The sequence below is a fragment of the Azospirillum melinis genome, assembly GCF_013340935.1.
GTDB classification, from domain to species: domain Bacteria; phylum Pseudomonadota; class Alphaproteobacteria; order Azospirillales; family Azospirillaceae; genus Azospirillum; species Azospirillum melinis.
On record NZ_WHOS01000050.1, the window covers coordinates 23,560 to 44,563 of the forward strand.

General features: G+C 68.7%; 17 protein-coding genes. 3 read left to right on the top strand and 14 right to left on the bottom strand.

Annotated features, from left to right (window positions below):
* Nucleotides 1-16 precede the first annotated feature (16 nt).
* A complete protein-coding gene (locus GBZ48_RS27120) occupies nucleotides 17-1,081 on the top strand; it encodes an ornithine cyclodeaminase (protein ID WP_209798406.1) in 1,065 nt (354 codons plus the stop codon).
* Nucleotides 1,082-1,130: 49 nt separating this feature from the next.
* On the opposite strand, the gene GBZ48_RS27125 is transcribed toward GBZ48_RS27120, so the two are convergent.
* From GBZ48_RS27125 to GBZ48_RS27175, 11 genes are all read right to left on the bottom strand, one after another.
* Nucleotides 1,131-2,735: a Na+/H+ antiporter gene (locus GBZ48_RS27125; protein ID WP_174473875.1), complete on the bottom strand. Its 1,605-nt coding sequence runs from the start codon at nucleotides 2,733-2,735 to the stop codon at nucleotides 1,131-1,133.
* Between the two features lie 60 nt (nucleotides 2,736-2,795).
* Entirely contained in the window at nucleotides 2,796-3,242 is a 447-nt protein-coding gene (locus GBZ48_RS27130; RefSeq protein WP_174473876.1) for a DoxX family protein, read from the bottom strand.
* Between the two features lie 78 nt (nucleotides 3,243-3,320).
* Complete coding sequence (locus GBZ48_RS27135) at nucleotides 3,321-5,321, bottom strand: amidohydrolase (RefSeq protein WP_174473877.1); 2,001 nt, start codon at nucleotides 5,319-5,321, stop codon at nucleotides 3,321-3,323.
* Nucleotides 5,318-5,599, bottom strand: coding sequence for a XapX domain-containing protein (locus tag GBZ48_RS27140; protein WP_174473878.1), 282 nt, complete (start codon nucleotides 5,597-5,599; stop codon nucleotides 5,318-5,320). The genes GBZ48_RS27135 and GBZ48_RS27140 overlap by 4 nt, the downstream gene beginning before the upstream one ends.
* A gap of 81 nt (nucleotides 5,600-5,680) precedes the next feature.
* Nucleotides 5,681-6,367 (bottom strand): hydrolase, encoded by a 687-nt coding sequence (locus GBZ48_RS27145; RefSeq protein ID WP_174473879.1) that lies wholly within the window; start codon nucleotides 6,365-6,367, stop codon nucleotides 5,681-5,683.
* A 157-nt stretch (nucleotides 6,368-6,524) separates the two neighbouring features.
* Complete coding sequence (locus GBZ48_RS27150; RefSeq protein WP_174473880.1) at nucleotides 6,525-7,520, bottom strand: alpha/beta fold hydrolase; 996 nt, start codon at nucleotides 7,518-7,520, stop codon at nucleotides 6,525-6,527.
* A 236-nt stretch (nucleotides 7,521-7,756) separates the two neighbouring features.
* Nucleotides 7,757-8,938 (bottom strand): Gfo/Idh/MocA family protein, encoded by a 1,182-nt coding sequence (locus GBZ48_RS27155; protein ID WP_174473881.1) that lies wholly within the window; start codon nucleotides 8,936-8,938, stop codon nucleotides 7,757-7,759.
* Nucleotides 8,935-10,002 (bottom strand): sugar phosphate isomerase/epimerase family protein, encoded by a 1,068-nt coding sequence (locus GBZ48_RS27160; protein ID WP_174473882.1) that lies wholly within the window; start codon nucleotides 10,000-10,002, stop codon nucleotides 8,935-8,937. The genes GBZ48_RS27155 and GBZ48_RS27160 overlap by 4 nt, the downstream gene beginning before the upstream one ends.
* Nucleotides 10,003-10,102: 100 nt before the next feature.
* Nucleotides 10,103-11,095, bottom strand: coding sequence for a substrate-binding domain-containing protein (locus tag GBZ48_RS27165; RefSeq protein ID WP_174473883.1), 993 nt, complete (start codon nucleotides 11,093-11,095; stop codon nucleotides 10,103-10,105).
* 24 nt (nucleotides 11,096-11,119) lie between these two features.
* Nucleotides 11,120-12,094: an ABC transporter permease gene (locus GBZ48_RS27170; RefSeq protein ID WP_343049690.1), complete on the bottom strand. Its 975-nt coding sequence runs from the start codon at nucleotides 12,092-12,094 to the stop codon at nucleotides 11,120-11,122.
* 10 nt (nucleotides 12,095-12,104) lie between these two features.
* Nucleotides 12,105-13,607: a sugar ABC transporter ATP-binding protein gene (locus GBZ48_RS27175; RefSeq protein ID WP_174473885.1), complete on the bottom strand. Its 1,503-nt coding sequence runs from the start codon at nucleotides 13,605-13,607 to the stop codon at nucleotides 12,105-12,107.
* A gap of 256 nt (nucleotides 13,608-13,863) precedes the next feature.
* Here GBZ48_RS27175 and GBZ48_RS27180 point away from each other — a divergent pair, with 256 nt between their 5' ends.
* On the top strand, nucleotides 13,864-15,093 hold the full coding sequence (locus tag GBZ48_RS27180; protein WP_174473886.1) for an ROK family protein: 1,230 nt from the start codon (nucleotides 13,864-13,866) through the stop codon (nucleotides 15,091-15,093).
* On the opposite strand, the gene GBZ48_RS27185 is transcribed toward GBZ48_RS27180, so the two are convergent.
* From GBZ48_RS27185 to GBZ48_RS27195, 3 genes are all read right to left on the bottom strand, one after another.
* On the bottom strand, nucleotides 15,071-17,173 hold the full coding sequence (locus GBZ48_RS27185) for a methyl-accepting chemotaxis protein (protein ID WP_174473887.1): 2,103 nt from the start codon (nucleotides 17,171-17,173) through the stop codon (nucleotides 15,071-15,073). The genes GBZ48_RS27180 and GBZ48_RS27185 overlap by 23 nt on opposite strands.
* Before the next feature lie 379 nt (nucleotides 17,174-17,552).
* Complete coding sequence (locus GBZ48_RS36805) at nucleotides 17,553-18,965, bottom strand: DUF5666 domain-containing protein (protein ID WP_211105910.1); 1,413 nt, start codon at nucleotides 18,963-18,965, stop codon at nucleotides 17,553-17,555.
* On the bottom strand, nucleotides 18,962-19,870 hold the full coding sequence (locus GBZ48_RS27195; protein WP_174473888.1) for a DUF6502 family protein: 909 nt from the start codon (nucleotides 19,868-19,870) through the stop codon (nucleotides 18,962-18,964). The genes GBZ48_RS36805 and GBZ48_RS27195 overlap by 4 nt, the downstream gene beginning before the upstream one ends.
* A gap of 362 nt (nucleotides 19,871-20,232) precedes the next feature.
* Here GBZ48_RS27195 and GBZ48_RS27200 point away from each other — a divergent pair, with 362 nt between their 5' ends.
* Nucleotides 20,233-20,934 carry a hypothetical protein gene (locus tag GBZ48_RS27200; RefSeq protein WP_174473889.1) on the top strand — a complete coding sequence of 234 codons (702 nt, stop codon included), beginning with the start codon at nucleotides 20,233-20,235 and terminating at the stop codon, nucleotides 20,932-20,934.
* The last annotated feature ends 70 nt before the right edge of the window (nucleotides 20,935-21,004 follow it).

Consider the following 21,004-nt stretch of genomic DNA (forward strand, 5'->3'; position numbering starts at 1 on the left):
AATGGAGCGCCCGATCATGATCCCGAACCTGAACCTCGTTCCCTTCGTCAGCGTCGACCACATGATGAAGCTGGTGCTGCACATCGGTGTGGAACGCTTCCTGACCGAGCTGTCGGCCTATGTGGAGGAGGATTTCCGCCGCTGGGAGAGCTTCGACAAGACTCCGCGGGTCGCCTCGCACAGTGCGGAGGGCGTGATCGAACTGATGCCGACCAGCGACGGCCGCACCTATGGCTTCAAGTATGTCAACGGTCATCCGAAGAACACACGGGAGGGGCGGCAGACCGTCACTGCCTTCGGCGTGCTGGCCGATGTCGGCAACGGCTATCCCGTGCTGATGACGGAGATGACCATCCTGACGGCGCTGCGCACCGCCGCCACCTCCGCCGTCGCGGCCAAGCATCTGGCGCCGAAGGATGCCGCCTGCATGGCGATCATCGGCAACGGGGCGCAGGCGGAATTCCAGGCGCTGGCCTTCAAGGCGCTGCTGGGCATCCGGAAACTGCGGCTTTACGACATCGACCCGGTGGCGACGCAGAAATGCGTGCGCAACCTGCGCGACCAGGGCTTCGAGATCACCGCCTGCAAATCGACCGAGGAGGCGGTGGAGGGGGCGCAGATCATCACCACCGTCACCGCCGACAAGCAGTATGCCACCATCCTGACCGACAACATGGTCGGGGCGGGGGTGCACATCAACGCGGTCGGTGGCGACTGCCCCGGCAAGACGGAACTGCACCGCGACATCCTGCTGCGGTCGGACATCTTCGTCGAATATCCGCCGCAGACGCGGATCGAGGGCGAGATCCAGCAGCTCGCCCCCGACCATCCGGTGACGGAGCTGTGGACGGTGATGACCGGGCAGGCGGTGGGGCGGCGCGACGCGCGGCAGATCACGCTGTTCGACTCGGTCGGCTTCGCGACGGAGGATTTCTCCGCCCTGCGCTATGTCCGCGACAAGGTGGCGGGGACGGGGCTCTACGAGAATCTGGACATGCTGGCCGATCCGGACGAGCCGCGCGATCTGTTCGGCATGATCCTGCGCGCGGCGAAGCCGGCCCCGGTGGGCGAGGCGGCGTAGGGGGGCATGTAATCGCCCTCTCCCGGGGCGGGAGAGGGAAATTATGCACTCACCCCGCAGCCTCCCCCTCCGCCAGCGCCTGTTCGGCGCTGAGTTCCTCCAGATCCAGCTCCGCTTCCAGCCGGTGCAGCACCGTGTCATGGATGCGGCCGCCGCGGTGCAGGCCGAGGATCTCCGTGCGGGCGGCGCGGTTGGCGGCCAGGACGGCGGCGAAATGCTCGCGCCGGTCCTCCGCCAGCATGCCTTCGCTCTCGTGGAAGCGCTCGGCCATCGTTGCGCGGTGGCCATACTGTTCGAGCAGGCGCGGGTGGCGCTGGCGTCCGTCGGCCGTGTCCGACCGCTCGCGCACCGCTTCCAGCGCCGCGCGGGCCATGCGGATGCGGGCTTCGGATTCCGACAGGGTCGGGCGGCGCTCCAGCGTAAAGCCGCCCAGCCGCATCCTGCGGATCAGCGGGGCGAGCGTGGTCGCCTGCCCCAGGATCGACACCAGGATCACCGCCCAGGTGGTCGCCAGGATGATGTCGCGGCCGGGAAACTCCACCGGCACCGACAGGGCGACGGCAAGGCTGACCACGCCGCGGATCGCCGCCCAGCCCATGATCACCGGCACCGCCACCGACGGGTAGGGATCGCGCCGCCGCAAGTTTGGGAACAGGAAACGGGGCAGGTAGGTCGAGGGGAAGAGCCAGGCGAAGCGCGACAGGATCATCGCCAGTGTGACGGCGACGATCATCGGCAGCAGGTCGGTCAGGCCGGTACCGGCGGCCTCCAGCCGGCCCAGCACGCCGCGGAGCGACAGGCCGATGATGATGAAGACCATCGATTCCATGAGGAACACCGCCACCGCCCACACGGCGTTGGCATGGGTGCGCAACTGCGCGGTGAACAGGTCGTGCTGGCGGCGGCCCATCACCAGACCGCAGCCGACGGTGGCGAGCACGCCCGACACCTCCAGGGCCTCCCCGCCCAGATAGCTGCCCCAGGCGGCGAGGAAGCCGCCGACGATGCTGAGCGGCACGTCGCGCAGGCGCCCCAGCAGCAGTGCCGCGATGTGGCCGAAGACCACGCCGGCCACGACACCGCCGATGGCGAGCCACAGGAACTCCAGCGAGGCATGGCCGGCCTCGAAGGTGCCGGTCATCCCGGCCGCGATGGCGATGCGGAACAGAACCAGCCCGGTGGCGTCGTTCACCAGGCTTTCGCCCTCCAGCAGGGTGACGATGCGTGGCGGCAGCGGCAAACCCTTCAGCGCCGCCTTGGCGGCGACCGCGTCGGGTGGCGACAGGATGGCGCCGAGGGTGAAGCAGGCCGCCCAGGGCAGCGACGGCATCACCAGATGGGCGGCAACCCCGACCGCCAGCGTGGTGAAGGCGACCGCCCCGACAGCCAGTTGCAGGATGATGCGCAGGTTGGCGCGGAAATCGCTCCACACCGTGAAATAGGCGCTGGCGAACAGCAGCGGCGGCAGGAACAGCAGCAGGGTCAGGTCGGGATCGGGCGTGATCTCCGGCAGGCCGGGAATCAGGGCGAGCGCGATGCCGCCCAGCACCAGAACGGCGGATGGCGGCATGCGCAACCGCTTGGCCGCAAGTTCCAGCACGATGATCGCCGCCATCAGGCCGAGGACAAGTTCGAACTGACCGGATGGCGACATGCTGGGGGTCCGCTGTGCTGTTATAGTGGATGGCGATGAGGGCGGTGCGCTTTCCTTCGCTTAGCGGTTTATACCCAGGCGGCGGCGCATCCGCGAGACGATCGCGGCGAGCGCGAAGCCGCCGACCAGCCCGATATGTTCGAAGAAGGCGTTGGTCGCCATGAAGCGCTCCGGTCCGGCCATCGTCCAGAAATCATTGGCGATCAGGGCGGCGAGAACGGTGAAGACGCCGAGGGCGCCGGCACCCAGCCACAGCGCCCGGTCCAGCAGGATCAGCAGCGGGCCGACCAGCTCGACCAGGATGGTCAGGGCCGCCCAGAGCGCGGGCGGGGTGAGGCCGAAATGCGCCTGCTCGGCGACGGCGCCCGGCCAGTCGGTGAGCTTGACCAGACCGCCGAGGAGGTAGGCGCCGACCAGAGCCAGCCGGGCAAGCAGCCATGTGCCGTCCCAGTCGAGGATGCGGTCGACGATGCGTTCCGCCGGGCGTTCGAAGGAGCGGAGGGTCATGGCGGTGATGTTCCGATTGGGGGGAAATCCCCCCTCTCCCCAGGGGGAGAGGGGGATCCATTTCCAGGGGAGAGGTGGTTACACCGCCCAGCAGCCGCAGCCGAGCGCACCCCAGAAGGACTGCACGTCGGCGGCCGGCACGTCGGCGGCGTAGGCGGCGGCATGGTCGTGGCCGTGGACGCCGCAGCCGGTGGCGCAGCCGCAGGCCGAGGCCAGCGCCTGACGCTGGCTGTTCGCACCGCTGTCGGCCGACTTGTAGTAGCCGCCGAAGGTCCGCACCGGCGACCAGTCCGGCATCGGCTTGGGCAGTTGCGGCGCCAGCGGGCCGTAATCGCCCTCACCATGGACCACGGCGCCGCCGAGCATGGTCAGGACGGAGGTCAGGTGGACGATGCGGTCCTCCGGCACCGAGAAGAAGTCATCGGACAGCACGGCGAGGTCGGCGAGCTGGCCGGCCTTGATCTGACCCTTCTTGCCCTGCTCGTTGGAGAACCAGGTGTTGGCCTCCGTCCACAGCCGCAGCGCCGTCTCGCGGTCCAGCAGATTGGCGCGCGGATAGAGGCTGAGCCCGCCCACCGTCCGGCCGGTCACCAGCCAGGACAGCGAGACCCAGGGGTTGTAGCTGGCGACGCGGGTGGCGTCGGTGCCGCCGCCGACCGGCAGGCCGGCCGCCATCATCTTTGCAATCGGCGGGGTCCGCTCCGCCGCCTTCGCGCCATAGCGCTCGACGAAATATTCGCCTTGGTAGGCCATGCGGTGCTGGACGGCGATGCCGCCGCCGAGTGCGGCGATGCGGTCGATGTTGCGGTCGCTGATCGTCTCGGCGTGGTCGAAGAACCAGTGCAGCCCGTCGAAGGGCACGTCGCGGTTGACCTTCTCGAACACGTCGAGCGCACGGCCGATGGTCTGGTCGTAGGTGGCATGCAGGCGCCAGGGCCAGCGGTTCTCGGCCAGCAGGCGGATCACCGGCTCCAAGTCGCCTTCCATGTTGGGCGGCATGTCGGGGCGGGCGACGCGGAAATCCTCGAAGTCGGCGGCGGAATAGACCAGCATCTCGCCGGCGCCGTTGTGGCGGTAGCTGTCGTCGCCGTCGCCCGGCTTCACCTTCGACGCCCAGCCGGCGAAGTCGGCCAGCTCCTCCTTCGGCTTCTGGGTGAACAGGTTGTAGCTGATGCGCAGCGTCAGCTCGCCGTCGGCATGCAGCTTCTCGACGATGGCATAGTCGTCGGGATAGTTCTGGTAGCCGCCACCGGCGTCGATCACCCCGGTCACGCCCAGCCGGTTCATCTCGCGCATGAAATGGCGGGTCGAGTTCAGCTGGTATTCCGGCGGCAGCTTCGGCCCCTTGGCCAGCGTCGAATAGAGGATCGTCGCGTTGGGCTGGGCCAGCAGCAGGCCGGTCGGGTTGCCGGCGGCGTCGTGCACGATCTCGCCGCCTGGCGGGTTCGGCGTGTCCTTGGTATAGCCGACGGCACGCAGGGCCGCGGCATTCAGCAGGGCGCGGTCGTAGAGGTGCAGGATGAAGACCGGCGTGTCGGGAGCGGCGGCGTTCAGCTCCTCGATGGTCGGCAGGCGCTTTTCGGCGAACTGGTGCTCGGTGAAGCCGCCGACGACGCGGACCCATTGCGGCGCCGGGGTGATGGCCGCCTGCTGTTTCAGCATCGCCATGGCGTCGGCGAGGCTCGGCACGCCGTCCCAGCGCAGCTCCATGTTGTAGTTCAGGCCGCCGCGGATGATGTGCATGTGGCTGTCGATCAGGCCGGGGATCACCCGCCGGCCCTTGGCGTCGATCACCGTCGCCTGGGGAGCCGCGGCGCGCACCTCGGCCTCCGTGCCGACGGCAAGGAAGCGGCCGTCGCGGATGGCGATGGCGCTGGCCTGCGGGTTGGCGCGGTCGAGCGTGGTGACCTTGGCGTTGACGAGGATCAGATCGCCGGCGGCTTGATTCGGGGTGGCGGAATTCGGCATGGCGGCATTCCCGGGTCTGGACGCGAGGGTGGACAGCAGCGGCGATGCTAGCAGGGAAGCGGCGGCGGTTCCCGCCATCGCTTTCCGGCGGTCGATGGGGGGAGGCGTCATGCCTTCCCTCCCTTGTCAGCCGGATCGGACTCCACCGGCGGTGCGGCGACGCCGGCATGCGGACCCAGCACATGGCGCGCGCAGTCGGTCTGGATGAAGGCGACGACCGGCTCGCCGGCGATCAGCCGCTTGACGACGGGCACCACCTGTTCGCCGACCAGCATGCCGAGCAGTCCGATCAGCGCGATGGTCGGCGGGGCCGGCGAACGGACGCCGATCAGCGCATAGATGACGCCGACCAGGATGCCGGCGCCGGCCGAAAGGAGATAGGGCATCATGGGTCCGGACTCCCGGTCTGAAGCTGTTCCGTCAAATGAGGGCCGGTGCCCGGCCGGAACCGGGCACCGGACAATGTTGGATCAGGCGTGCTCGTGCTTGAGGCCGCCGACCACCTTGTGCGGGAATTCGCCGCGCTGCGGGGCCTTGTGGACCATGGTGTAGGCGTAATCGACGCCCATGCCGTAGGCGCCGAAATGCTCGCGGACGATGTTCATGACGCCGTCATAGCTCTCGCGCTTGGCCCAGTCGCGCTGGATTTCCAGGAGGACGTTGACCGCGGTGATGGAATGGGCGCCGGCCTGCTCCATGCGGCGGACCGCGGCGTCATGGGCCTCCTTGGAGGTGCCGCCCGAGCAATCGGTGACGATGTAGACCTCGAAGCCTTCCTCGATGGCGCACAGGGTCGGGTAGAGCAGGCAGGCCTCGGTCCACAAGGCGGCGATGACCAGCTTCTTCTTGCCGGTCGCCTTGACCGCGGCCACCAGCTCTTCGGAGTCCCAGCTGTTCATCGAGGTGCGCTCGATGGGGTCCTGCTTCAGGACGTCCATCAGTTCCGGCCAGATGTAGCCGGAGAAGCTCTCGGTCTCCACGGCGGTCACGATGGTCGAGGCGCCGAACAGCTTGGCGGTCTTGGCCAGGGCGATGGTGTTGTTCTTCAGCTGCTGGCGGTCGATGTTGACCACGCCGAAGGACATCTGCGGCTGGTGATCGATGAAGATGAAGACGGTGTCGTCGGCGTTGATGAGCGACTTGGCGTTGAAGGTCATGATCGTTTCCTGTTCCGTGTGGATTTTTAAGGGGTTGGCTACCGTTTTCGTCGGCGGCGCCGTCTGAAAGGACAATGGCACGAGGCTAGCTGTTGGGACAATCAGTCTGTGCAGAACATAATTGTTGCCGCCATAATGACAGTGTCCCGCCGCCCGGTTACGCGCGGATGAAGGCCAGCAGTTCCTCGTTGATGAGATCCTTTTGCGTGGTGCACATGCCGTGCGAACCGCCGGGAACGACCTTGAGGGTGCCCTTCGGCAGCATCGCCGCGGCGGCCTTGCCGGTGGTGGCGAGCGGGACGACCTGATCGTCGTCGCCGTGCAGGACCAGCGTCGGGACGATCATCTTCTTCAGATCGTCGCGCTGGTCGGTCTCGGAGAAGGCCTTGATGCACTCATACTCGGCCTGCAGCCCGCCCATCATGCCCTGAAGCCAGAAGCTGTCGATGACGCCCTGCGAGACCTTGGCGCCCGGCCGGTTGTAGCCGTAGAAGGGGATGGTCAGGTCCTTGAAGAACTGCGACCGGTCGGCCTTCACACTGGCGCGGATGCCGTCGAAGACCTCCAGCGGCACGCCGTCCGGGTTCCAGTCGGTCTTCACCATGATCGGCGTGATGGCGCCGATCAGCACCGCCTTGGCGACGCGCGACACGCCATGGCGGCCGATGTAACGGGCGACCTCGCCGCCGCCGGTGGAGTGGCCGACATGGACGGCGTTCTTCAGGTCCAGCGCCTCGGTCACCGCGGCCAGATCGTCGGCGTAATGGTCGAGATCATTGCCGAAGCCCGGCTGCGACGACCGGCCGTGGCCGCGACGGTCATGGGCGATGGTGCGGTAGCCGTGCTGGGCCAGGAACATCATCTGGTCTTCGAAGGCGTCGCCGGTCAGCGGCCAGCCATGGCTGAAGACCACCGGCTGGCCGGTCTGCGGCCCCCACTGCTTGACGTAGATCTGGACGCCGTCCTTGGTGGTGACGTGGCTGCCCTGGAGCATGGGTTTCGTTCCTTTGGTCTGGTCTGGGCGGGTGGCCGTCTTTTCGGCGGCGACGGCGGTGTCGGCGACTGCGGTCAGCATCCCGCTGCCCGCGACGGCAAGGGCGGCGCTGCCGGAAAGGACCGTCCGGCGGGACGGATGGAAATCCTGGGTGGTCATGCGAAGTCCGTTCGGGACCGGGCCGGCAGGACCGGCGCCGGCTGTCTTGGTGAACGGATGTTAGGGAAATGGCCGGGCGGGGGATTGCCTCTTCGGAACGGCTTTTGCCGGTTCTGCGCATCCCGCTGCCGGGAATGCAAAAAAGCCGGTTCCCCTTCGAAGGGCCCGGCTTTTTGCGGTGGTCAAGCTCCCTCTCCCGGGGCGGGAGAGGGCGATGATCGGGAAAATTTTCCGGTTTACGCGTCCTTGTTCGCCAACGACACCCAGGCAGCATCGCGGCGGCTGGACTCGACGGCGCCATGAATGAAGCGCACGCCGCGCACCCCGTCCTCCACCGTCGGCAGCGGCACGTCCGCCGGGGCCGGGCGGCCGTCCAGCCGGGCGGCGATGCGGTCGGCGGCGTCGCGGTAGATTTGCGCGAAGCCTTCCAGATATCCCTCCGGATGACCGGCCGGGGTGCGCGAGATGCCGCTGGCCTCAGGCAGGCTTCCCGCACCGGCGCGCAGCAGGGTGCGGGTCGGCTCGCCCAGCGGGGTGAAGCGCAGCTCGTTGGGCTGTTCCTGCTGCCATTCCAGCCCGCCGGTCTCGCCGAAGACGCGCAGGCGCAGGCCGTTGGTGGTGCCGGGGGAGACCTGGCTGGCCCAAAGCATGCCGCGGGCGCCGCCGTCGAAGCGCATCATGATGTGGGCATTGTCGTCCAGCCGCCGGCCGGGCACGAAGGCGGTCAAATCGGCGGCGAGGTCGGTGCAGCGCAGCCCGGTCACGAACTCCGCAAGATGGAAGGCGTGGGTGCCGATGTCGCCGATGCAGCCGGCGATGCCGCTCTGCGCCGGGTCGGTGCGCCAGGAAGCCTGCTTATTGCCGTTGGCCTCCAGGTCGGTCGCCAGCCAGTCCTGGGCATATTCGGCCTGAACCACCCTGATCCGGCCCAGCATGCCCGACGCCACCATGGCGCGTGCCTGCCGGATCATCGGATAGCCGCTGTAATTGTGGGTCAGCACGAAGACAAGGTCGCGTTGGCGCACCAGGGCGGCCAGCTCTTCCGCCTCCTCCACCGTGTGGACCAGAGGCTTGTCGCAGATGACGTGGATGCCGGCCTCGAGGAAGGCCTTGGCCGCCGGATAATGCAGGTGGTTCGGCGTGACGATGGCGACCGCGTCGATGCCGTCGGGGCGGGCGGCCTCGGCCGCCGCCATCCTGTGGAAGTCGTCGTAGCAGCGGTCGGGCGCCAGAAAAAGCTCCGCCCCGCTGGCCCGTGCCCGCTCAGGGTTGGAGGACAGGGCGCCGGCCACCAGTTCGTAACGGTCGTCGATACGGGCGGCGATGCGGTGGACGGCACCGATGAAGGCGCCCTGGCCGCCGCCGACCATGCCGAGCCTTAAGCGTCTTGACGACGCGGGTGCTTGATCCGGGCTCATGATGCCCCTTTCCCCAGACCGAGAATCCGGCGGTTGGCCGCCTCGTCGGTGCCGGCATCGGCGAAATCGTCGAAGGCGCGGTCGGTGACGCGGATGATGTGGTCCTGGATGAAGCGGGCGCCTTCGGCGGCCCCCTGTTCCGGATGCTTGATGCAGCATTCCCATTCCAGCACCGCCCAGCCGTCGAAGCCGTACTGGGTCAGCTTGGAGAAGATGCCGCGGAAATCGACCTGCCCGTCGCCCAGCGAGCGGAAGCGCCCGGCGCGGTCTTTCCACGGTGCATAGCCGGAATAGACGCCCTGCCAGGGGGTCGGATTGAACTCCGCATCCTTGACGTGGAACATGCGGATGCGGTCGCGGAACACGTCGATATAGCCGAGATAGTCCAACTGCTGGAGGACGAAATGGCTGGGATCGAACAGGATGTTGCAGCGCTCATGTCCGCCCACCCGGTCGAGGAACATCTGGAAACTGGTGCCGTCGAACAGATCCTCGCCGGGGTGGATCTCGTAGCAGAGATCGCATCCTGCGTCGTCGAAGGCATCGAGGATCGGCCGCCAGCGCTTCGCCAGTTCGTCGAAGGCGGTCTCGATCAGGCCGGGCGGACGCTGCGGCCACGGATAGAGATAAGGCCAGGCCAGCGCGCCGGAGAAGGTGGCGTGCGCGGTCAGGCCGAGGTTCGCCGACGCCTTCGCTGCGAGGTGGAGCTGTTCCACCGCCCAGGCCTGCCGGGCGTCGGGACGGCCATGGACCTCCGCCGGGGCGAAGCCGTCGTAAAGCGCGTCGTAGGCGGGGTGGACGGCGACGAGCTGGCCTTGGAGGTGGGTTGACAGCTCGGTCAGTTCGACGCCGGCATCGGCCAGCGTGCCCTTGATCTCGTCGCAATAGGTGCTGCTGGTCGCGGCCTTGTGCAGGTCGAACAGGCGGCGGTCCCAGCTGGGGATCTGCACGCCCTTGAAGCCGAGGCCGGCAGCCCAGCGGGCGATGCCGTCCAGCGAGTTGAAGGGTGCGGCGTCGCCCGCGAACTGGGCGAGGAAGATCGCGGGGCCTTTGATGGTCTTCATGGGGCTGGCTCCCTGATGGGGGGAGGTATCGGCTGGCGGCTGTCCCCCCTGACCCTCCCCCGCCAGGAGGGGAGGGTCAGGGGGACTGACGAACCAGGGATCAGTACGGCGAATCCGGGAAGTAGAATTCCTTGGCGTTCTCCTTGGTGATCAGCGCCGACGGGATGATGTAGGTTGCCGGCAGCTTGTCGCCCTTCAGACGCGCCTCGGCGGTCATCTTGATGGCGTCGTAGATGAACTTCGGCGAATAGGACACGTCGGCGTGGATCAGCGGGTTGGAGCCGTCGAGGATGGTCTTCACCATCGTCTTGGACCCGGCACCGCCGAACACCTCCTTGATGTCGGTGCGCTTGGCCTGCTCGATGGCCTTCAGCACGCCGAAGGCCATGTCGTCGTCGGCGGCCCAGACGACGTCGATGTCCTTGAAGCGGGTCAGGAAGTCCTGCGTCACCTTGAAGGCGTCGTCACGGTTCCAGTTGGCGTATTTGCCATCGAGGATCTTGATGTCGGGATACTGCTTCAGCACGCCGGTGAAGGCTTCCCAGCGCTCGTTGTCGAGCGTGGTCGGGATGCCGCGCAGCGCCACGATGTTGGCCTTGCCGTTGTAGTTCTTGGCGATGTATTCCGCCGGGATGCGGCCGAAGGCGGTGTTGTCGCCGGCGATGTAGGCGTCCTGGGCGCTGGGGTCGGTCAGGCCGCGGTCGACGACGGTGACATAGACGTTCTTCTTCTTCGCCTGCAGCACCGGCTGGGTCAGGGCGGCGGATTCGAAGGGGAAGATGACCAGCGAGTCGATCTTGGTCACCGTCACCAGATCCTGGAGCTGGTTCGCCTGTTCCGGCGCGCCGCTGGCGGTCTTGACGGTGATCTTCAGGTTGGGGTGAGCCTTTTCCAGCTCCGCCTTCGCCTGGTTGGCCCACCAGACGATGCCGCCGGTGAAGCCGTGGGTGGCGGCCGGGATGCTGACGCCCAGCTTCACCGTGTCCGCCGCGAAGGCGACGCCGCCAAGACCGGCGCCGAGGGCGACCGTCGCGGCCATGGCGACACCGGCGCCCAGGACAAGGCGGCGGGAATAACGCGCAACTTCCGACATGACGTTTCTCCTCCTCTTCGTTTTTTAGGGACGCCGGCGCTGCAAAAAGGCGACGGCAATGATGACGCAGCCCTGCACCGCCGCGTTCAGGTAGACGCTGATGATGCTGGTCAGGTTCAGGATGTTGCTGATGACCGACAGCAGAACCGCACCGATCACCGTGCCGGCGATCCGTCCCTCGCCCCCCTTGAAGGAGGTGCCGCCGACGATCACCGCGGCGATGGCCTCCAGCTCCCACAGCAGGCCGGTCGTGGGGGAGGCGGAACCCAGGCGCGGCACATACAGCACCGTGGCGATGCCGACGCAGACGCCGAGCAACCCGTAGGTCAGCAGCTTCACCCGGTCGACATCCACCGCGGCGAAGCGGGCGACCTGCTCGTTGGAGCCGATGGCCTGGACATAGCGGCCGAAGGCGGTGCGGTTCAGCAGGACGGCACCGGCGACCGACACCACCAGGAAGACCCAGACCGGCACCGGAATGCCGAGCAGGCTGCCGTAATAGACCGGGCCGTAGGCATCCGACAGGCCGTTGTCCAGCGTGATGGCGCCGCCGTCGGCCAGCCAGGTCAGCACGGCGCGGAAGATGCCGAGCGTGCCCAGCGTGACGATGAAGGGCTCGATCCGTCCGCGTGTGACCAGATAGCCGTGCGCCAGCCCGAAGCCGCCGCCCAGCAGCAGGGCGAACAGCATGCCGAGTGCCACGACGACGACCGGCGAGCCGACCGACCCGGCCAGCGCATTCATCAGCAGGATCATGCCGCCGGCGATCAGTGCCGCCATCGACCCGACCGACAGGTCGATGCCGCCGGAGATGATGACGAAGCACATGCCGATGGAGATGATTCCGATGAAGGCCGTGCGGGTCAGCACGTTCATCATGTTGTCCCAGGTGGCGAAATCCGGGTTCAGCGCCGTGCCGACGATCAGCAGCAGCACCAGCCCGACGACCGGGCCGAAGCGGTGCGGGTCGAAGCGGCGGGCGGGCTTGCCTGTGGACACGGTGCCGGCCTCAGTGACGGGTGTGGGTGCCGATGTCTGTCCCGATGGCATGGGCAATCAACTCCTCTTCGCTGAGCCGGTCGGCGGGCACGGTCGCGGTCACGCGCCGCCCGCGCATCACGATCACCCGGTGGCAGAGCCCGATCAGTTCGATCAGTTCCGATGAAATGACGATCACGCCGCGCCCTTCGGCGGCCAGCCGCGCGATCAGGAAATAGATGTCCCGCTTGGCGCCGACATCGACGCCGCGGGTCGGCTCGTCCAGCACGAAGACGCGCGGGTCGGGCTCCAGGAACTTGGCGATGGCCAGCTTCTGCTGGTTGCCGCCGGACAGCGACGATGCCGTGCCCTGCGGGTTGCCGCGGATGCCGAAATTCGCGATGGCATGCTCCAGCGCCCGATCCTCCGAGGCCGGCGACAGCAGAGGCTGGGCATGGTGGCGCAGCGTCATCAGGGTCAGGTTGTCGCGCAGCCCCATGTTGACGTGCAGGCCCTTGCCCTTGCGGTCCTCGCTGAGATAGGTCAGGCCGTTGCGCATCGCCTCGCGCGGGGTGCGCAGGCGAACCGGGCGGCCTTCGATCTCGACCGTACCGCCGCTGCGCGGGCGAAGGCCCAGGATGCCTTCGAACAGTTCGGTGCGGCCGGCGCCGACCAGACCGGCGAAACCCAGGATCTCGCCGGGATGGAGGTCGAAGCTCACATCCTCCGCCCAGCCGGGAACGGTCAGGCCGCGCACCGCCATCAGCGGCTTGCCGAGGGCCGGCATGTGCTTGTCCGGGAACATGTCGGTCAGTTCGCGCCCGACCATCAGCGTCGCCATGCGCTGGCGCGGCGTCTCGGCGGTGGGGGCTCGGGCGACGAAACGGCCGTCGCGCATCACGATCACTTCGTCGGTGATGCGCTCGACCTCGTCCAGCTTGTGCGAGATGTAGACGATGGTGACGCCGTCCCGCCGCAGCCGGTCGATCAGCCTGAACAGCCGGTCGCATTCCGATGGCGTCAGGCTGGCCGTCGGCTCGTCCATGATCAGCAGGCGGGCGTTGCGCAGCTGCGCCTTGGCGATCTCCACCAGCTGTTTCTCGGCGACGATCAGGTCGCGCACCTTGGTGTCGGGATCGCGGTCGAAGCCGACCTGGCGCAGGGCGTTGGCCGCCTGCTCGCGCATCTTGCGGTCGTCGAGCAGCCAGCCGCGCTTGATCTCGTGGCCGAGGAACATGTTCTGCGCGACGGTCAGGTCGTCGGCGAGGCTGAGTTCCTGGTGGATCAGCACGATGCCGCGCTGTTCGGCGTCACGGGAGTTCCGGAACGTCACCGCTTCGCCATCGATGGTGAGCGTGCCGGAGGTCGGCGCGTGATAGCCGGCGAGGATCTTCATCAGCGTCGATTTGCCGGCGCCGTTCTCGCCCAGCAGCCCATGCACCCGGCCCGGATGCAGGTCGAAGCCGACGCCGTGCAACACCCGTACGGGTCCGAATTCCTTGGTGATGCCGTCGAAGGCGACATGCAGGCTCATGGCTCCGCACCCCCTGACGGCCATTCCACCGACCGCAAGTCTGCGGCCGGGCGGATACCGTCCATGACGTTTCTCCCACTGCGAGGCGTGTCGCCCCTTCGTCGGCTCGAAAGCCGGGAGACGCCGCTTCGTTCGTTGGGCTGATGGTAAGCCCGCTGCTTTGGACAGACAATGGCCGACTTCGAACATAATTTGGCGAAAGTGGGTAAGGTGTGATAGGGAAGGAGACACGCGTCGTTTGGAAAGGCACTCGTCGATGGTTGACTGGCAGCGTCTGTCGGACGGCGAGCGCGCCTTGCTGGAGCGGCTGTTCTGGGCGGGCGGCCTGTCGCGGGGCGAACTGGCGGCGTCGGTCGATTTTTCCAAGAGCAAGGCCAACCTCGCGATCTCCAGCCTGATCGGGCGCGAACTGATCGAAGAAGGCGGGGTGCAGCCCTCGTCGGGCGGACGGCGACCGGAGGTGCTGCGGCTGAGCCACCGGATGGGGGTGCTGGCGGGAATCGACATCGGCGCCACCAGCATCGACGTGGCGCTGCTCGCCCCCGACATGACGGTGCTGGACCACCGGTCGGAAGCGGCGGATGTCCGCGACGGGCCGGCAGTGCTGTTCGGGCGGGTGCGGGACCTGCTGCGCGAGGCGCGGGACCGGATGGGGATCGGGCCGGGCCGGGTGCTGGGCATCGGCGTCGGCGTGCCGGGTCCGGTCGCCTTCGACAGCGGCATGCTGGTCAATCCGCCGCTGCTGCCGGGGTGGGAGACCTTCTCGATCCGCGAATTCCTGGCGGAGGAGTATGCCGCCCCGGTCTTCGTCGACAACGATGTGAACATCATGGCGCTGGGCACGCACTGGCGCCTGCGTGGACAGCTTCAGAACTTCCTGGTGATCAAGATCGGCACCGGCATCGGCTGCGGCATCATCTGCCACGGCTTGGTCTATCGCGGGCGGGACGGGTCGGCGGGCGACGTCGGCCATATCTGCGTCGATCCGCAGGGGCCGGTCTGCCATTGCGGCAACGCCGGCTGCGTCGAGGCGATGGCGGCCGGACCGGCCATCGCACGCATGGCGGAGGAGGCGGCGCGGGGCGGGGAAAGCCCGCGGCTGATGGAGTTGCTGGAGCGCAACGGCGCGCTGACGACGGTCGATCTCGGCAACGCCAGCCGAGCGGGGGATGCGGCGGCCACCGCCATCGTCCAGCAGGCCGGCGGCCATATCGGGCGGATGCTGGCCGCCGTGGTGAACTTCTTCAATCCGTCGCACATCTTCATCGGCGGCGGCGTGGCGCGGATCGGACCGCTGCTGCTGGCCTCGATCCGGCAGAGCGTCTATCAGCGCTCGCTCGCCCTCTCCACCCGGCATCTCGACATCCAGTATGTGCCGGAGGTCGAGAGCGCCGGGGTGATCGGCGCCGCGGTGATGGCGGTGCAGGAAACCATGCTGGCCGGACCGACGACGGGAACCGGCGTCACGCCGCCCGCACGGCGGTGATGAAGGAGGTCACCTCGCCGCGCAGGGTTTCGGCCTCGCGGGCAAGGCTGCTGGCGGCGTCCAGCACCTCGGTGGCGGCGGAGCCGGTCTCCAGCACCGCGTGGTTGACGCCGACGATGGTGGAGGAAACCTCCGTGGTGCCGCGCGCGGCCTCCGTGACGTTGCCGGCGATGTCGCGGGTGGCGGCGCCCTGTTCCTCGATGGCGGCGGCGATGGTGGTGGTGATCTCGCTGATGCGGCCGATGGTCTGGCCGATGCCGTGGATGGCGTCCTGGGCGCCGCCGGTCGCCTGCTGGATCTCCTTCACCTTGGCCTGAATCTCGTCTGTGGCGCGGGCGGTCTGGCTGGCCAGCGCCTTCACCTCGCCGGCGACGACGGCGAAGCCCTTGCCGGCCTCCCCGGCGCGGGCGGCTTCGATGGTGGCGTTGAGCGCCAGCAGGTTGGTCTGCGCCGCGATGGTGTTGATCATCTCCACCACATGGCCGATCTGGTCGGCCGCCTCCACCAGCGTGCGCATGGTGCTGTTGGTCCGTTCGGCCTGGGTCACCGCCTCGCCCGAGATGCGGGTGGAGGCGGCGATCTGCCGGCCGATCTCCAGGATGGAGGCCGACAGCTCCTCGGTCGCCGACGCCACGGTCTGCACGTTGACGGACGCCTGTTCGGAAGCCGCGGCGACAGCGGTCGCCTGCGCGCTGGCCTGCGAGGCGGTGGTTGACATCGCACCGGCGGTGCCCTGCATCTCGGTGGCGGCCGAGGCCACCGTCTCGACGATGTGCATCGCCTTGGCGTCGAAATCGCGCATCAGCGCCTCGAGCCGGGCGGCCCGCGCCTCCTTGGCGGCTTGTTCGCGGGCCTGCTCCGCCGCAAGACGGTCGGCGGTCAACATGCTGTCGCGGAAGACGGTGACGGTCGCCGCCATGCCGCCGATCTCGTCGGCGCGGCCCAGGCCGGGGATGGTGACGGCCATGTCGCGGTCGGCCAGACGCCGCATCGCCTCGGTCATCGAGCGGATCGGATCGCTGACCCGGCGCTTGGCGACGACCATGCCGATGACGGTCAGCAGCACGGCGGCCACCACCAGCAGGCCGGCGATGACGGCATCCTGAGTCGCACGCGCCGCCTGCGCATCGGAACGGACGACCATGCGGTCCACCGCCGCCAGGGCGGCGTCGACGATGTAGCCCTGGCTGGCGGTGTCCTGCTGGCGCAGGGTGCCGATCTCCACCGGAGACTTGCGGCCTTCGGCCAGGGCCGCGAGCACCGCCTTGCGCTGTTCGACCAGCGGGCCTTCGAAATTCACCTTGGCCTTTTCGACCGCCTCGCGGATCTGGCCGGGCGTATCGGGACGGGAGGCCGATTCCCTGACCAGGGCCCAGGCCTGACCGGTGCGGCCGATGGCCTCCGCCACCGCCTGCGCATCGGCCGGTGTCCAGGCTTGGCCCGTGGCGACCGCGGTCTGGATGCGCAGCGCCATGCCGCCGGCATTCAGCCGGGTGTTCCAGGCGGCGCGCTTGATGCCCAGCAGATGGTCGATCATCGGATCGGCCAGTTTCAGCGATCCGTCCAGCAGATCGGTCGCGGCGGTCAGCGCGTCGAGATAGGCGACGGGCGCCGTCGCCCAGGCCTCCGCCACCGCCGGATCGCGGGCGGGTTTGCGCTGGCGCAGCGCGCCATCGGCTTGCCGGCGCAGGGCGGCCAGCGTGTCGTGGGTGGCGCGCAGCGTCGAGGCCGCGGCCGGCAGGCCGGGCAGGTCGAGCGTGTCCAGCTTGGCGGCGATGGCGGCATAGCCGCTTTCCGCCACCGTGCGGTTGGCGGCGATGTCGCGCAGTTCGGCGTCGCCGGCCGGCTCCTCCGCCCCCAGCGCCGGGCCGACCAGTCCGCGTTCCAGCCGGATCGCCAGCAGCGTGCGCAGCAGGTCGCGGCTGGTCTCGCTGAGCGTGGCGACACGCTGGGCGTTGCGGGTGCGGTCGACGACGTCGATCAGCGTGACACTGCTGGTGGCGATCAGCAACAGCCCCAGCGCGGCGACGACGAGTCCAAGGGTGGCGCGGATCGACAGCCGCGAAAGGAGCGAGATCATGGTCTGGTCCTGTCTGTGCGAAGAGTTGGAGCCGCTGCGGACGGCGCGACACCGTTCCCCCCTGCCAGGGCGGGCCGGTTGAACGGGCGAAACTTGAAAACGGTTAGGGCCTAAACCGAAGACGATAATGGAAACCGACTTTGCGGTTTCGGTTCAGCCCCGATTGACAATGGCGCCGGTCTTCCGCGACGGCTTTCCTCCGACGTTGATATATTAATATGCTAATGCGGACGAGTTCAGGAATGCAGGCAAAATCCAAATGTGGATCAAAATGCCGCAGCGCCTTGTGAACAGGGTCAAAGGCGTCTTCCAGGCTTTCAAAATAAATGCTTAAGTCCAGGGTGTCGGGTTATTTGCACGCATCGGTCGCTGTGCTTAATCAAAAATGCCCGCCGCGACCCCCATCCGGCCCACCACCGAAACCTCCGCCAAATCCTCCTCTCGGGCCGCCGTGGGGCGAACCGCCATCGCCCGGCATGGAACCCCGTCCCCGGCCGGGACCGCCAAATCCTCCGCCGAACCCGCCGCCGGTCGGGGCAGCGGTGGACTCCCGCGAGGCGTCCGTGGAAGAGGGCGGACTGGCCGCACGGGCGGGGCCGGAGGCGGAGCTGCCGTCCGGGCCGGAGTTGGGGCCGGCAGCGGGACGCTGGCCGGCGGCCGGCCCGCCATAGGGGCCGCCATAAGGGGTGGGTGGTCCCCCCCATCCCGGATGGGTGCGCACGCCGTCGGGCGGACCGTCCGGCCCCTCCATGCCCGGTGCGTCCGGCCCCTGCGGGCCGTCGGGACGCATGCCCGCCCGTGCCAGCCCGGCGGCGCGGGCGGCGGGATCGGCGCCGTCGAGCGAGCGGCCACCCAGGCGTTGGGCGCCGAAGGACCGGCTGCGGTCGATTCCACCGCCGGACGTCACCACGCTGTCGATCACCACACGCGCAGGCACGGCTTCGCCGTCGGGCCGGCCGATGCGCGGGCCGCCCGGACTCGTCGTCTGCCCGGAAGCATCGACATAGGTTTCGATCGACAGGGCGCTGACCGTGCTGCCGAAGGGGTTGAAGGGGTCGGCCTCCACCGCGAGCGCCGCGGCGGGATCGGGCTTGCCGGCGACGCGCACAAGGCTGCTCACCGCCGGGAGGGCGCCGGTCAGGCTCCGGCCGCGGGACAGCGTCAGCCCGGCAACGGTCAGCGTCTTCGGTGTCACCGAGTCCAGCCGTCCGCGCAGGACCCAGCCGCGCGCCGGCTCCCAGGGATCGACGCGGCTGGCGTCGATCACGCCATCCGGCCGGCGCAGGCCCGAGATCGCGACCCAGCGTCCGGGGGTGAGCGCGGTGGTGCCCTCCGCGTCGGCGAGGTCGATGCGCTGTCCCAACACCACGGCGCTGGGGGCGCCGCCGGCCGTCGTCCGTTCCACCGGACCGGCGACGGCAAAGCGCACCTCCAGTGTCTGCGCCGTCAGGCCGGTCGGTCCGCCCGGGGCGGCGGTCATGGCGACCGTCTGGCCGATCCGCACGTCGCCGGGCTGGGCCGGCCGGCCTTCGATCCGCACCTGGGTCGTCGGCGGCAGATCGACCCGCAGGCCGTTGACCCAGACGCTGCCGAAGGCTGTGACGGTTCCGACGATGCCGGTCCCTCCGATGCCGCGGTCGGCGATGGAAACACCGGTCCCTCCGATGCCGCGGTCCGATAGTTTGCCGTCCGCCACTCCGCCGTCCCGGTTGGGGGAAGGACCGCAGCCGGCGGCGGCCAGCATCAGCGTCAGCAGCAGCATGCGGGCAAGGGGGGTGGACTTGCGGGTCACGATGCCGCCGCTCCCTCGCCGGACCCGGGATCGTGCCGCGCAGGATCGGCCGCCTCTTCCTCGTCATAGAGGTAGAGTCCGGCGGTGAAGCGGTGTCCGGCGTCGTCGCGGCCGGCGTCGCCATCGGCGAGATCGGCCGCCAAGCGGTTCAGTTCGACCAGCATCGCCATTCCCAGCCGGTCGGCCTCCCGCCGCAGGACGGCAATGGAGTCGGGGCTGAGCCGGTCGTAGGCGAGCGCCCGCTCCAGGAATGGCGGCGCGCCGCCCGCCAGATTGTGACCGGACGCCGCCAGATGGTCGGCAAGGTTGCGGCCGTAATAGTAGGCGAGCTTGTCCAGGTCGCCGCGCGGCACATGCGCCGCCTCGGCAAGGTCGAGCAGCCCGTCCGGCCGCTCTGTCACCAGTCCGGCATGCAGAAGCTCGTCCAGCAGGGCGCGCGGGCGGATGTCCTTGCTGATGCCGGTCACCAGTGTTTCGAAGCCGGGTTCGCCGTCGGAAACGCGGGGCAGGGGGCGGGGGCGGCCGTCGGCGTCGAGGAAGGCGGCTTCGGTCAGCCAGCGGCTCAGCACCTGGGCGCCCAGCGACGGGGCGGCAGCGGCGGCCTGCTCCGCGACCGGCGGCGCGCTGCGGATCTGGCTGACGTCCTTGCGGTGGACGCCGGTCAGCAGGGTGATGCGGCTGTCGGTCATCGGCTTTCCGGGCAGCGCGAAGCCGCGCTCCGCCACCTCGACATACACCGACTTCAGAAGGTTCGCCAGCATCGGCCAGGAGATGCCGAAGCCGATCAGCGTCCGCACCAGCGGGACCAGCAGCCGGCGCACCGCCGTCAGCAGCGCCGGCGGCGGTGCCGCCCCGGTGCTGCCGGCCACTGTCGGGCGGTCTGGTTCGGGGCTGCGGATCGGCACGCGCCTGACACTCCGGCGGTTGGGGGCTAGGTCCTGCATCGATGTGAGGATCGATGTGACAATAGCGCGGCGGAAGGGAAAGGGAATCACCTTTTCGCTTGATGTGGGAAATTTTCCCACGCATCATGCCGGACATGCGACGGTCGCCGTGGCTGCGCAGTTTCATGAGGACCGCCGAGGTCCGCCAAGGTTTAAGGAGCGGCCGTCCGGCCGTAGCCCGCATGAGCCTGTCATCGTTCGATCATCAGCCCGCCAGCAAGTCCGCCCATCAGCCCGCCGGCCGGGACTGTCCGCCCCCCGCCATGGCGCGCGGGACGCAGAGCCTGCCGCCGGTCCTTCCCTTCCGAACGCGAGCGTCCGACATGGCGTCGTCCATCGCCCGTCACGCGGTCACCAACCGGTCCGCTTTGATCCGCAGCTGCCTGTTCGGGGTGGCGGCGAACCTGCTGGTGGCCGGCAGCGCGCTGTATGCCCGGCCGTTGCAGGACGCCCTGTGGGTAGGGAGCGATGACGGCAGCCTTCTTCTGCTGGTGGCTGTGGCGCTGAGCCTGTTCGCCCTGCATGCGATGCTGGAGTTCGCGCAATCGCGGGAGCTGGCGCGGCTGGTGCCATCGGGTGCCGCCACCGGGTGGTTGCAGCGTCTGTGGGTGCTGGAGGCGGCGTGGGCGCCGGTCCATCTGGCGGTGCTGGCGCTGGTGAGCCCGCTGATGGGTGCCATGGCGCTGGCCGGAGTCGCGGCGCTGGCGGCGATGATCGCGGTGGGGGCGACCGGGCCGGCGCATGCCGCGGGCGGGCAGTCGCAGCTCGCCCGGCTGGCCGGTGCCGACAGCTTCGGCTGCACCGACGGCTTCCTCGCCGGGCTGGGCTTCTGCGAAACGGTCTATCGCGTGCTGATCGTCGGGTTGGGGGCGGCGCTGCTGATGCGCGGCGACCTGACGCCGGGGTTGTTCGTCGCCGCATCGCTGATCGGTATCGCCGCGATGCGCACCGCCGCCCGGAGTGCAGCCCGCTGGCATGGCGGCCGGCAGGCAGCGGCGGTGCTGCTGATGGCCGGTCGGGTGTGACGGTTCTTCGATAGTGCATCGAAAAGCCGGCACGCCCAGCGATGGGCTGCCGGCTTTTTCCGTTTCAGGG

Coding starts and splice junctions, on each gene's coding strand:
- GBZ48_RS27120 (WP_209798406.1), top strand. CDS start 17: ATGATCCCGAACCTGAACCTCGTTCCCTTCGTCAGCGTCGACCACATG.
- GBZ48_RS27125 (WP_174473875.1), bottom strand. CDS start 2,735: ATGTCGCCATCCGGTCAGTTCGAACTTGTCCTCGGCCTGATGGCGGCG.
- GBZ48_RS27130 (WP_174473876.1), bottom strand. CDS start 3,242: ATGACCCTCCGCTCCTTCGAACGCCCGGCGGAACGCATCGTCGACCGC.
- GBZ48_RS27135 (WP_174473877.1), bottom strand. CDS start 5,321: ATGACGCCTCCCCCCATCGACCGCCGGAAAGCGATGGCGGGAACCGCC.
- GBZ48_RS27140 (WP_174473878.1), bottom strand. CDS start 5,599: ATGATGCCCTATCTCCTTTCGGCCGGCGCCGGCATCCTGGTCGGCGTC.
- GBZ48_RS27145 (WP_174473879.1), bottom strand. CDS start 6,367: ATGACCTTCAACGCCAAGTCGCTCATCAACGCCGACGACACCGTCTTC.
- GBZ48_RS27150 (WP_174473880.1), bottom strand. CDS start 7,520: ATGACCACCCAGGATTTCCATCCGTCCCGCCGGACGGTCCTTTCCGGC.
- GBZ48_RS27155 (WP_174473881.1), bottom strand. CDS start 8,938: ATGAGCCCGGATCAAGCACCCGCGTCGTCAAGACGCTTAAGGCTCGGC.
- GBZ48_RS27160 (WP_174473882.1), bottom strand. CDS start 10,002: ATGAAGACCATCAAAGGCCCCGCGATCTTCCTCGCCCAGTTCGCGGGC.
- GBZ48_RS27165 (WP_174473883.1), bottom strand. CDS start 11,095: ATGTCGGAAGTTGCGCGTTATTCCCGCCGCCTTGTCCTGGGCGCCGGT.
- GBZ48_RS27175 (WP_174473885.1), bottom strand. CDS start 13,607: ATGAGCCTGCATGTCGCCTTCGACGGCATCACCAAGGAATTCGGACCC.
- GBZ48_RS27180 (WP_174473886.1), top strand. CDS start 13,864: ATGGTTGACTGGCAGCGTCTGTCGGACGGCGAGCGCGCCTTGCTGGAG.
- GBZ48_RS27185 (WP_174473887.1), bottom strand. CDS start 17,173: ATGATCTCGCTCCTTTCGCGGCTGTCGATCCGCGCCACCCTTGGACTC.
- GBZ48_RS27200 (WP_174473889.1), top strand. CDS start 20,233: ATGGCGTCGTCCATCGCCCGTCACGCGGTCACCAACCGGTCCGCTTTG.